The organism is Salinivirga sp. (assembly GCF_055145285.1).
Window position 1 is genome coordinate 13,724 of record NZ_JBSRDC010000021.1, and the last position, 13,120, is coordinate 26,843.

At 37.7% G+C, this 13,120-nt stretch carries 10 protein-coding genes; 9 read left to right on the plus strand and 1 reads right to left on the minus strand.

The features are described 5' to 3' along the window. Window positions 1-78: 78 nt before the first annotated feature. The 5 genes from ACTB0Y_RS04115 (at window position 79) to ACTB0Y_RS04135 (ending at window position 5,024) form a co-directional block, all read left to right on the plus strand. Window positions 79-300, plus strand: a complete 222-nt coding sequence (locus tag ACTB0Y_RS04115; RefSeq protein WP_463205532.1) for an SHOCT domain-containing protein — start codon at window positions 79-81, stop codon at window positions 298-300. 120 nt (window positions 301-420) lie between these two features. Then, window positions 421-1,029 (plus strand): T9SS type A sorting domain-containing protein, encoded by a 609-nt coding sequence (locus tag ACTB0Y_RS04120; protein WP_463205533.1) that lies wholly within the window; start codon window positions 421-423, stop codon window positions 1,027-1,029. Between the two features lie 14 nt (window positions 1,030-1,043). Further along, entirely contained in the window at window positions 1,044-1,796 is a 753-nt protein-coding gene (locus tag ACTB0Y_RS04125) for an alpha/beta hydrolase (RefSeq protein WP_463205534.1), read from the plus strand. 20 nt (window positions 1,797-1,816) lie between these two features. After that, entirely contained in the window at window positions 1,817-2,677 is an 861-nt protein-coding gene (locus ACTB0Y_RS04130) for a CPBP family glutamic-type intramembrane protease (RefSeq protein WP_463205535.1), read from the plus strand. 349 nt (window positions 2,678-3,026) lie between these two features. Then, on the plus strand, window positions 3,027-5,024 hold the full coding sequence (locus ACTB0Y_RS04135; protein ID WP_463205536.1) for a M1 family aminopeptidase: 1,998 nt from the start codon (window positions 3,027-3,029) through the stop codon (window positions 5,022-5,024). Between the two features lie 71 nt (window positions 5,025-5,095). On the opposite strand, the gene ACTB0Y_RS04140 is transcribed toward ACTB0Y_RS04135, so the two are convergent. Continuing rightward, window positions 5,096-8,272: a SpoIIE family protein phosphatase gene (locus ACTB0Y_RS04140; RefSeq protein ID WP_463205537.1), complete on the minus strand. Its 3,177-nt coding sequence runs from the start codon at window positions 8,270-8,272 to the stop codon at window positions 5,096-5,098. Between the two features lie 502 nt (window positions 8,273-8,774). On the opposite strand from ACTB0Y_RS04140, the gene ACTB0Y_RS04145 reads away from it, so the two are divergent. The 4 genes from ACTB0Y_RS04145 to ACTB0Y_RS04160 all read left to right on the plus strand — a co-directional run bounded on the left by ACTB0Y_RS04145 (window position 8,775) and on the right by ACTB0Y_RS04160 (window position 12,870). Next, window positions 8,775-9,305 carry a Crp/Fnr family transcriptional regulator gene (locus ACTB0Y_RS04145; protein WP_463205538.1) on the plus strand — a complete coding sequence of 177 codons (531 nt, stop codon included), beginning with the start codon at window positions 8,775-8,777 and terminating at the stop codon, window positions 9,303-9,305. Between the two features lie 79 nt (window positions 9,306-9,384). Further along, window positions 9,385-10,548, plus strand: a complete 1,164-nt coding sequence (locus ACTB0Y_RS04150; protein ID WP_463205539.1) for an alpha/beta fold hydrolase — start codon at window positions 9,385-9,387, stop codon at window positions 10,546-10,548. Window positions 10,549-10,823: 275 nt separating this feature from the next. Then, complete coding sequence (locus tag ACTB0Y_RS04155) at window positions 10,824-11,864, plus strand: tetratricopeptide repeat protein (RefSeq protein WP_463205540.1); 1,041 nt, start codon at window positions 10,824-10,826, stop codon at window positions 11,862-11,864. 73 nt (window positions 11,865-11,937) lie between these two features. Beyond that, window positions 11,938-12,870 (plus strand): alpha/beta fold hydrolase, encoded by a 933-nt coding sequence (locus tag ACTB0Y_RS04160; RefSeq protein WP_463205541.1) that lies wholly within the window; start codon window positions 11,938-11,940, stop codon window positions 12,868-12,870. The last annotated feature ends 250 nt before the right edge of the window (window positions 12,871-13,120 follow it).

Here is a 13,120-nt window from a genome sequence, read left to right on the forward strand (position 1 = left end):
AAGAATAGATAATGCATGACCAAAATCTTATTTTATTAATGAAGCAATTGCACAAACATAAAAAGAAAGGAGAAAGCTATGCATGGACCTGATGGAATGTGGTATGGAATGGGCTGGGGCTGGATAATCGGCCTCGTCGTTTTAGCCCTGATAATTTGGCTGATTGTTCGAGTAACCAGTCAAAATGCAGGAGCGTCACACCAATCACAGAAAACACCGATGGCTATTTTGAAAGAAAGATACGCCAGTGGCGAAATTACCAAGGAAGAGTTTGAAGAAAAAAAGAAGGATCTTTCTTAGGTTTTGTAAATCTGTAACAGGAATGGGATTGCCGAAAAAAAAGCAGCTCTCATTCCTGGTTTTTTTGTTTAAAAGAAATTTCCGTAACTTGCACAATGCACACTCCTAAATCTGCTACCTATGAAACAGCTATTTTTAGTGTTATTTGTCATGGGAATGCTCCAATCGGCATTGGGTCAGCTCAATCCGGTACAAAACCTCGACTGGTACCACAGTTACCCGAACGGTGTTAATGTTTACCGTTTAACCTGGGAAACGCCGGAACCATCAACAGACAACTTAACAGGTTATAATATTTATTGTGATGATGAGGTATATCGTTTCCAAACAGACACAGCAATGTATTATGATATGGATTCTGCCAATGCTCCGCAGAATTTTCTGGACAACGGCCCGTGTTATATTTATGTAACAGCCGTTTATAACGACTCAACAGATGAGTCTGGATATATTGATTCTGTGTATTGTGAAGGAATAATAATTGGCCTGGGGCCTGATCCGGAACATGAACTCAGTCTATATCCAAATCCGGCAACAGATTATGTTCAAATTCAAACGGAGATGGGCATCAATCGAATAGAAATCGTTAACATGGCCGGGCAAATTGTGCAGAAAAACCGGCAATCTGCATTTGTTGACATTAGCGAATTATCATCAGGGGTTTATATTTTGAAGGCCACAACCAATAAAGGAATTATAACTAAAAAATTCATAAAGGAAGACGAATAATCAAAAAATGCATTATGACACAAAAAACACTAATGCTTTCGTTGCTGACTGTAGCTTTGTTGAGTTCTAACCAATCTATAAGTCAGCCTAATGATTTTAAAAAAGTTCAAATACCCGGAAAAAACGATGTTATTATTCAGGGAGACCTCTATCAGCTTGAGAAAATAGACAAACCCTTTGTTTTATTGTTTCATCAGGCCAGCTACAGTAGGGGAGAATACCGCGAAACCGCACCATGGCTCAACGAAATGGGTTTTTCGTGCCTCGCCATCGATCAACGTTCCGGTAAAAAGGTAAACGGCGTTGAAAATGAAACATTCAAACAAGCCAAAGCCAAAGGATTGGAGACTGATTATGTCGCAGCCATACCCGATTTGCGTGCTACAATCGATTATGTGTTGAATGAGCTTGGCCAAAAAGAAATTATTCTGGTAGGAAGCTCATATTCTGCTTCGCTGATTTTTATTCTGGCCACCGAATATCCCGACAAAGTAAAAGGATTGGCTTCCTTCTCACCGGGCGAATATTTTACCTACAACGATAAAAAAATTGCGACTTACGCTGCCAGCGTGCGTTGCCCGATATTTGTAACATCTGCTGCCCACGAGAAAAAGCACTGGGAGAGTATTTATAGTGCAGTAAAATCCGAAAAGCAGTATTATCTCCCCGATTCTCGCGGTCACCACGGTTCAAAAGCCCTGTGGGGCGAGAATAAAGGGCACGAAAAATACCGGCAGGCATTTAAACAGTTTCTTGCTCAGTTTTAGGGTGTTGTAAAAAAATAGGAATGAGAAAAATTAAAAATATTCAAAGAAGATCATTGATTTTTTATGTCATTATTGCATACACTATTACATGGCTGTTTTGGATTACTGCTATTCTGTTAGGTTATAAAGATGTATCATTTGTCAGCTTAATTAACTGGGAATTTGATAATTCGCAGCAAAAGACACTGTTTTTTATTTTTCGTCTGGGAGTATACGGCCCATTAATAGCTTCATTACTGATGACTTTTTGGAGGTTTAAAACTGATGGATTGAAAAACCTCTGGAGACGAATAGTAAATTGGAAAGTGCCGTTAAGGTGGTATTTATATTTGTTGCTTATCCCACTTGTTATCAACTTAATTGCTGTATTTGCGGGAGTTATATCGGGTATGTCATTTGATGATTTTTTCCAAAGTGAAATTTCGTTGTCGTTGTTGCTTATATACTTTCTTTATCAAATAATTACCAGTGGAATGGAAGAGCCGGGTTGGAGAGGTTTTGCTCTTGATAATTTACAAAGCAAATATTCAGCAGAAAAAGCAAGTTGGATTTTAGGATTAATTTGGGCAATTTGGCATTTCCCGATAATGATTTCGCTATATCATGAACAGGAGATTCTGCAGATAGCCTTTTCTTTAGCCGGATTTACAATGGTTATGATCGGACAAACAATTATTTATACATGGCTATACAACAACACAAAAAGTGTTTTTATCGCAATTCTTCACCATGCGTGGGGGAATACAGCAACACTATATATTTTAGGGAACGTAGCCACACATAATCCGTCAATAGGTCTTGTAACTGGTATTGCTACATGGGCAATAGCTATTCTATTATTAAAAAAATATGGAGGAAAAACCTTAACAAAAAAGACATGATAATTTCAGACATTAAAGCTTTCTTGGAGTTTTCTGATCAACTTTAGCTAAATTCCTGTTGAATGTAGCAGTTAGCTTAAAGCATTATGATTGAGCAAATACTAAAAAACTTAACAGACTCGTATTTTGACATCCCTTCGGATATGTATAATGATGCAAAACCAATATTTTTCGTCAGCTTCTTTTTATTTCGATAAATGCAACGCATCAGGAATTATTGCGTCTTTAAAATAGTAATTTGATGATCGTGTAGTTTAATTAAATCGCAGATAATCAAGCATTAAACTAAGAATAATAATATGAGCAGGTGGTTTTTATATCATCTTTTATTATTAAAACATTTATTGTTATGAAGCATTTCCAATCCTACACCGTTTTATTCTGTTCCATTTTTGTCTTTCTTTATGCAAATTCGTTTGCACAAATCAATTATTGGGTGCCTGCAACACCACCCAAGGCTGCATACAAATTAGACTTGAAACTGAATTTTGAAGATAAACTGCTCGAGGGACATGGCAGTATCCGTTTCAGAAATACCGGTAAAAAGCCAATGACGGCAATTGCCATAGACGAGAAAATTTCGGCATCTTCATTAATTAAAATCAGCCGGAACGGAGAAACACTCGAAGTTTACAATCCTGACGAAAGAGCACAGGTGAATCCTCCGCTTTTTTTCAACCTACACAATCCGGTAAAAGCAGGCGAAGATGCGAACCTGCAAATAGCATTTAAAAAGAGATTGATGGTTGATGATAACGTTCAGTCGTTTGAGTCGCAGGAGCTTATTCCTCAGTTGTGGTGGGATGGAATTACGGTTTCCAACAGCTACCAAATAAAAATCGACACCGATAAAAACTACACCATGGCTGTAAGTGGCCGCTACAACAAAGAAACCGGTTATTATGAAAGTGAAAACGTAAAAACTTATGGATTTTATTGCAGCAAAACCAATAAAACATTGCAGGAAGAGATAAATGGCGTGCACGTCAGGGTGCTTTATCCGGAAAATGGCGAAAGAGTAGCAAAACTGGCACTGAACACCGCCAAAGAAGTAATTCCGTTCTATATCGACCTGATGGGTTTTTATCCGTACACGTTTCTCAACATTATTCCCGGCGGCGATGGCGTTTGGGGCGGATATCCTTTTGCAACCGGCATTGTGGTAATTCACGGAATGCAGTTGTACGATCAGGGATCGACAAGGCACTGGCGCTGGATTACTGCGCATGAAATCGGTCATGAATATTGGGGCGAGTATGTGCTCGATGGAGATGATGTTCCGTTCCTTTGGATTGCTTTGGGGATTTACGCCGACTGGAAATTTTCTCAGCATATTGGTCTAAGCGACTGGAAACATAGAAACTGGGCTGATTATTATCTCCGTGGCGTAAAAAAGGGCTATAATACCACAATGGATATTCGCGCCGAAGAGGAATCATCGTTTGACTTTGATCGCAACAATTACGTTCAGCATGCCAAAGGATTTTCTTTTGTCAGTGCCCTGGAAACAGTTATGGGAAAAGAAATGTTTCAGAAAGCCTACAATGAAACGCTGAAAAAATATGGCGGTAAAAGATTGACAAACCGCGAATTCCAAAAAGAGTGCGAAAAAACCAGCGGTGAAAACCTCAGTTGGTTTTTCAATGCCTGGTTAAGATCAAACAAATATGTATCTGCTTTTGTGAGCAATACCACATCGGTTTTGGAAAATGGCAAATACAATTCCACTGTGAACGTGCATTATAAAAGCGATTTTTATATGCCGGTACCTGTTTATGCAACGTTTGAAGACGGTTCATACCAGGTGAAAATGACCGGAAGATCAAGCCATAAATCTGTTGTGAATTTTACCAGTAGCAGTAAGCTCACCGGCGCAGTAATCGATCCTTCGGGTTGTTTGGCCAATTTGGATGAGCAACTAACTCTAAAGGCAGAGGATGTAAAACCAAAAATTCGTTCACTGCCATATTCCGGAGCCGGCGATAAAGCGTACATTGTATACGCTCAGGCATTAAACTCCGACCGCGAAAAAGTTGCAGATGAATGGTACAAGCTTGGAATGGCGCTTTATGATGGCGGATATAGCAGACAAGCCAGAACGTGTTTTTATTTTGGACTGAAGTACGGAAGCAATGATAAAAAGTTTATTAATAGTGCCTGGCTCGGCCACATGTACGATTTGACAGGTAGCAGAAACACTGCAATTGAATATTACCAAAAAGCAATCGATGTATGGGATGGCAATCCTTACACACATTCACAGTACAATATGACCGTTGATAAAGCCTGGGTGGAGCAACGACTCAAAGAGCCTTTTTCTCCGGAGGAAAAGATGACCTGGAATTAATCTGCGTTAAGGCAAAGGCTATTGAGGGAAATCCCGATTTAAAAAAACCAAGAGCAAAGCGACGAGCTAAGCTACAGTTTAAATCCAATAACCGTAACATCATCTATTTGCCTTTTGTCACCTTTCCATTCATTAAATGCATCTTCAATATTTCTTTTCTGGGTATCCATGGGTAAATCCCTGATTGTGAAAAGAAGTTTTTTTAATCGCAATAATTTGAACTTCTGGTTGTCATTTCCACCGAATTGATCTGTAAAACCATCAGAAAACATATAAACCAGGCATCCTTTTTTATATTTAATTAGTTGCTCTGTAATTTTAAATTCTTCACGATTTGAGAAAATTCCGCCTATATCGCACAGATCGCCCTGTATGAGTTTAAGCTCGTCATTTTCTATTAATATTACAGAGTGTATTGCTGATGCAATGTTTAATACCTGGTTTTGTTTATCAATTTTAATAATCGATAAATCCATTCCATCTGTATTGGCATCATTGTCTTCATCTCCCTGGTTGAGAATGAATTTTAGCCTGACGTTGAGAGTTTCCAGAATGTTGGCTGGTTGCAATATTTTTTCATGTCCCACAATTTCATTGAGTAGCGTGTTGCCAATCATCGACATAAATGCACCGGGAACCCCGTGGCCTGTGCAATCAACCGTGGCAAAAAAATGTGCATTGTCGCACTTGTTGTACCAGTAAAAATCGCCACTCACAATGTCTTTTGGGTTGTAATAAATAAAAAATTCTTCCGATATTTCTTTTATGGCATCTTCAGATGGAAGAATGGCTTTTTGAATATGCAAAGCGTATTCAATACTGTCTGTAACTTTCTTTTTTTGTGATCTTACTTCTTCTGTGCGCTCTTTAATCTTGTTTTCTAATTTAATGTTCGCTGCTCTTAACCGTCTTGAATTTAATATCAACAGAAAATAGATGATTGCTGCGATTAAAACAACGTAGAATACCCAGGCAATATTTGTCCGGTAAAAGGGTGGTGAAACTTCAAAATGATAGCTTACGGTATTTCCGATGTTCAGGTGCAAATCTCGCGACTTTACATGTAATGTGTATTCACCCTCTCTTAAAAAGTTATACTCTTTTACGGCCTGGTCGGTCCAGTCTGACCATTGTTCGTTCTTATCAAATCCTTCCAAATAATATGAAAACTGATTTTCATAAGCACTCACAAACGATGTGGCTGCGAAATAAAACCGGATCGCATTCTGATCAAAGTTTAATGTAAGCGGTTCATCTTCAGATGTGCTGTTTTGAACAGCATATACAGCATTGGTATTGCTTATTATTTCAACTTTGTTAATGTGTGAGTTTAAAGTCTCTTTTCTTTCTTTTCTTTTGTTTTTGTTATATAAGATTAAACCGTTTGAACTACATAAGAAAATGATTGAATCATTATAATGATATATGTTTTGGACAGCAAGATTTCGAATGTCGTTAAAATGGGATGTATCCTTTAAGTATTCGCCATCAGGTTGATGGATTAATTCACCCAAAGCTTTTGTTCGCGAGGAAATATACCATATATTTTTATTGGGTGTTTGCAGCAAAAAGTCAGGCGAAACATTTCCAATTAATTGATTTAATTGCTCATCGGGGATAAACCGGTCTTCGCTTTTTTTGTATTGATAGATTCCATGCTCTGTTGTAACTTTCAGCCCATTATTTATCCAATATGGATAGTTCAATGCCGGTGATGGCAAACCTTTATTCGTGCTGTATGATTTCCGCGAAATTACACTGTCGAGATCTTTTGACAGTTGTAACCTAATAACACCTTCATTTACACTTTCTTTCCACAGATATCCCGCTTTATCAAAAACACTCGAGCTGATGTACCCCTTGCTCCCTTCAACACGGGTTTGGGCCGCCCATATGCCCTGTTCAAGTTTTATAAGCTCCAGGCCGTTCACGAGATTAACTATTAATGTTTTCGATTTGTTGTTAACAAGGGTAAAAGACCTTGCCGATCTCCATGATATCTGGTATAAAGAATCGGTTTTTAACTCATAGGCACCAGCCGAACTTGCACAGAGTAAGCTGTTATTGTGCTCAAAAAAGCTCCAGGATTCATTCCGGAAATTTTCATAAACACTAAATTTCTGAAATTTTTTTTCATCTAACGGATCCGCTTTTACATCTAAATCTTTATAAAATATGCCTTCAATTGAGGCAACATATAAGCGTTTGGGAATATTATCCGCCGGATTATCGTAAACAATAGCATCATTAATGCTTCCCCTTAAGTTGGAAAACTTATTAAAAATAGTTATCGATAAATCCATATTGATAAGCGTAATTCCCCTGTCCATTGTAATCCAGATATTATCATTCTGATCTTCATAAATATCGGTGATATTGTTGTTGTCTAAACCAAAAGATTCATTCAGGTTCAGTATGGGATTAAACGACATATCTGCCAAAAACAGGCCTCCGTAATATGTTGAAAAACAAAACTTTTCATTATTGTAGTTTATTCCTGTGTAGTACCAGTTTTCTTTTATGAGTTCAGTTAGGGAATTATTTACTGAGTCTTTAATATTTAATTGCAATTGCGTGGTGTCGATGTTGCAGATAAACATGTTTCCTTTTTCAGTGGTCAATAAATACAAACTGTCATTATAATCCAGTACATTATAGACTCTCTCCCTTTGGAATCGGTTTGCTCCTTTAAGCTTTCTTAAATCGCCATCTACATATATTTTCAATGCAGTGTGAAAATCATGCGTAAAAAAATGATCGTGAGAAACACTTCCCCAAACAAAACCCCATTCCGGTGTAAATTCCTGTATGGTGCTATCTTTCAGGATGAAAATTGAATTTGTAGTTTGAAAAAATACCACATCATCGACAATCCGTGTTGTCCATACATCCTGAAAATATTCGTGATCATCGGGCAATAGGTGCAACAACGATTTATATTCTAAAAATCCGGTTTTGTTCTCTTTTAGATACCCAAACTCCTCGTAACCACCAACGTAAATAGTTCCATCCCCGGCCACATCTAACGAGCGAACAAGGGTTCTGTTGGGCAATTCAATCAGTCGCCACCAATTACCATCAAACTCAAGCACGCCGTCTCCATTGGCAAAATACATTTTACCGTTTGGGGCTTGCGCAATATCCCAGTTTTGTGGGTCTGCATTGTATTCACTATAAGGAAAGTAGGTTAGCATTGGCAGCCCGGAATTATTCAAATCCTGGCTGCAAATCATACTGCTAATTAGCATTAATATAAAGATTAAAGTGCCTCTCTTTGCTAACATTTTACGAATTCCCCATTAAGTGAGTTATCCTGAAAGTTTGCAAAATTTATTGATTTATGAAAATTTATATGCGAAGTATTGGTCTTTTTATTTGTTGTAACGGTAATGGAATAGTTATCAGTAATAAAATTAACAATTGTAATTTAGTGCAGACACAAACGTATTTTTCTCTCGATTTTTATTCCTGTGGGTTTTAAGTTACCGAAGTTTCACAGTTGATTATATGAATGATAATTAATACTTTAACTATCCTTGATAATATCGCACAAAGATAGGTGCTTACCATTCCTGTATAATATTTATCTACTACCATAATACCGCGCCGAATGGCGCTTTTAAGAAGATAAAAAGGCCGTAGGCCTGATATTATGGTAGATAAATTATGATTAAATATGTAAGTAATCTTTATAATGACTGCAATTTTGTATTTTAGGGCTGAAAATGAAACCAATGAAAATTATCATCCATGCAGCAAAAATCGAAAATTTTCGGAGAATTATCTTTGATTGAAAAATTTAAAAAGAAAGAAACCATTCTAAAAGAAGGTAAAATTGAAAACTATCTCTCCTATATTATTCAGGGCTGTGTAGTTCAGATTATTAACCACGATGGCAATGAAATATGTCCCGGTTTCACATTGGAAAACGCCTTTTTTAGTTCTTACGTTTCATTTCTCACCCGGGAACCCTCTCAATTACGCATTATTGCTATCGAGGAAACCTTTGTAGAACGTATTCCGTACGATAACCTTCAGGCGGCGTACAATTTTTCGGGCGATCACCAGAAAAACGGGAGAATTATTGCTGAGCAACTCTATATCAACGCAAGCCGGAGAACAATCTCACTCATTACAAAAACAGCAGAACAACGATATGTTGATCTCACCAAAAAGCATCCCGACGCCTTGCAGCGCATACCTTTAAAATATATTGCCTCTTATCTGGGTATTACACCCGTTAGCCTGAGCAGAATACGGAATAAATTGGCAAAAAAATAATTTCTTATCATATGTTAAGAAGCTTGACACCTTGAACCCATAATTTTACAACCACTAAAACAAACAAAAGTGGTTTATTATGAAAAAGTTTTTTCTCATTGCAACTATCCAGATCGCCTTAGTGGCATATTCTTATGCGCAGTTTGATGATAAATTTTATTTTCCCTCCAAAGAGTGGAAGTCTGTTGAAGATGTACAGTATAAAGAGATGGGTTTTGATGTTGACTCCAGCCGTTTGCATTGTTTATTTCTGGAGAGTGAAGGCAATGCAAAGGCGACTGTGTTTTTCTTTCATGGCTCCGGAGGTAACGTTACTACGTACATCCCTCTGGTGAAGCCTTTAGTGGCAAACGGCTACCAGGTTTTTATGTTTAGCCCCAGGGGATATGGAAAATCGTCTGGCAAACCCACGCATCTGAATATCGCTAATGATGCACAGAAAGTTTTTGATTCTGTTATTGGTATGCAAAACATTAAGGATACAAAGATTATTGTTTACGGGGCTTCCATGGGTACGCAGGTTGCCGCAAAAATCACAAAAGATAATCAACAAGAGATACATGCTCTTGTGCTCGATGGCGCTATAACTTCCTTCACCGACATTGCTTTGGCTTCCGTTCCAAAAGAACAAAAAGAGTTCATTGCAAAATATGTTACCTCACCCTATTCGGCAATAGAGAATGTTAAAAGTTTAAAAGATGTTCCGAAGCTTATTGTTCACAGTAAACAGGATGAGTCGGTTCCTTTTCATTATGGAAAGAGTGTTTATGACAGCGCTTCCCATCCCAAAAGCTTCTGGGAATATCAAGGCAAACATCTTGAAGCCATGATGCTTTACCCGGAGCGGTATATTCAGAAAATTGACAGTTTATTGATAAAGTCCAGGTCCGGCAATAAACATCACCTCAAAGTAACAATTTCAGGTCTTAAGAATAGTGAAGGACAAGTAGCCTTACAGCTTAAAACCAGGAACGGTAAGCTTATAAGAAAAGTGGTTGAAGATATTACCGGCAACGAAAGTACCATGGAAATAGATGGCCTTTCCTGCGGTGAATATACTATTCAATATTTTCATGATGAAAACAGCAATCAAAAACTTGATAAATCCATAATAGGAATTCCCAAAGAGGGCTACGGTTTTTCGAACAATGCCAATGGTAAATTCGGGCCACCACCAATAGAAAAGCAATTGATGAGGATATCTAAAAGCACATCAATAAAGCTGAAACCGGTTTACCTGTAGTTCAACGTTATTTGTTTTCGAACCGAGTCGGCTAAATTAGTATCGCTGAACTACAATGCAGATAATGCGTACATAAGCCAACGCCTGCCACCAATACCGTGATATTCGAATGTTATCATTTATTTGTATGTTCATTGGAGATTAAGTATCTTCGGTGTTTAGCATGATTGTAATGGGCTAAAATATAGTGTGCCGGACATTTAACCCATCATGGCGAGCTTTCCCGCCTGTTGCGGGGCAGACTATGCGACAAATAAAATCAAAATTGTAAACGGATGAAGATAACAGCTTTAATAATACTCCTGATTCTAACTTTCGAACTTCGTGCTCAAAAAACTGACAGAAAAATAGAATATGAATACAAGTATGAAACTGATACTTCACAAAACAGTTATTATCGCGGAAGAATTAAAGACCTCGGCTTTTTTATAAATATCAGCCCCAATAACTACGAATACTATTTTGAGAGAGGTTATTTATTGATGCAATTGAAAGAATATGGTGCTGCGAAGGACGATATTCAAAAAGCTTATGCGTTAAATAACCGGGACAAAGATGTTCAATACTTAAAAAACCAAATAACAGCTATTATTAATGTGCAGGCATGGATGAAATCCAAAAAAGATGATTATGTGGTTATTCGATTTGGGGAGTTCTATGTTCAAAACTACGCGAAAGAAATACAAAACAAAATAAATACTAATGAACCAATTGCGTATTCCATTGTACATACATATAAAATTGGCGATTCACTAGCCAAAGGAACATATTTTCATCTGGACACTAACCTGAATGTGATTGATAAAATGAGTTTTCATGAAATGGCTGAATTGACCCTGGAAATTTTACCTATAGATGATACCACTACTCAAACCGCTGAGCAGCGTCTGCAAAAGGCCAGAGAAGATATCAAGGCAAATCCCGGTGAATGGGTCAATTATTTAATAAAAGCCGGGGCAGAAGATGAACTGGGAAACCTTAAACAGGCCTTGTCAGATTATGAAAAAGCATTGAAATTAATTGCCAGCGAAGACTTGTTCCTCCACGTTGATTTGGCCTTTACTCACACAAGAATAGGCGCCCTGAAACATCAATTGGATAATACAAAAGATGCATTTTATCATTTTGGAAAAGCCATTGAATTGGATCCGAAAAGCGAATATCCACATTTGGTTAGAGGTAAAATCTATTTGGAGATGGGCAAAGATTCCCTGGCTTGCAATGACTTTCAAAAAGTAATGGAGATTTATCCTTATGCCATAAAAGATGGGATTTTAACTAAAGAGGAAGTAGATAGTTGCTGTAGAAGCAAGTAAGGAACTATATGAAGTGCCGAGAGATGATTAAGCCCAATAAGGGTTCAAAATAATAACCAAAATTTGTATGATTATGAAGTTTAGCAGAACCTCAATTTTCGCTTTTATTGCTTTTTTAACCATCAACAGCTTGGTTTTCAGTCAACCTGGTTTCATTGAAGTCAATCAAACCAAAATCGAAGTTTTATTAGCTGGCATGGAGAACAAAAACTCCGGCAAACCAACAATTGTATTTGAAAACGGCCGTGCTACAAAACTTGATTTTTGGACTAACATAATTGATGAAGTCTCCAAAGAATGCCCGGTTTTTGCTTATAACCGGCCAAGAATTGGACAATCAGAAGACGATAGCCTTCTGCCAACCATGAAACACATTGTAACCAATTTGAGAAAAATGTTGCTGAAAAAAGATTTGAACCCACCTTACCTTCTGGTAGGACATTCTTTCGGAGCTAATTATATCAGAAGTTTTGCCTCGCTTTATCCGGATGAAGTCGCCGGACTTATATTTGCTGACCCACACGATTTTACAAAGAAAAAGGGGATGGGCAGATTACCTTACGAGAAAATTGGAATAACCGAGCATCAAATTGACTCCATTTTTGCCTCCTTCAAGTATTTTAAAGAGAAATACAAGTCAACAATGCCCCGGCACGTGTTGATGGAGATGGAAGTGGCTACAACCATTAATGACTCCGGTTATGCACAATGCACCCGCAATCCGCTGCCCGATGTGCCTGTTCATTTTATCCAGGCCGGCGGGTTTAGGACAAATGAAAATCGAGTAACTCCTTATGACCAGGAAGAAATGTTCCGGCTAAACAGCACACTAAAGCGTAATCGCTGGCTCGAACTGTTGTATCCATTAAGCTATGGCAGGTTTTTCTATAGCACCAAAACCAGGCATTATGTGCAAAAAGATGACCCGGAACTGATCATTAACAGCATAGAAATGGCGCTTGACGATTATCAGGAAATACAAAACAATAAGAACAATCCCCAATAAACCCGACTCTGTGCGGCCGGTAAATCCTGTTCTGTATGCATCGGAAACCTAAATATTAGTCCGGGTTGAACTACCTCCCGGGAGTTTTCTATGCACTTATCTTAGCTTTTTCTGTTCTATGAACGGATAAAAAAAATTTGTATCCATTATTAAAGTGTAAAACATCTCCTAAAAAACAGAAAAATAACCTGTATTTTTAACTTTTATCCAAACATTCCAAACAGTAAATGTGTATTAATTATCGGAACAT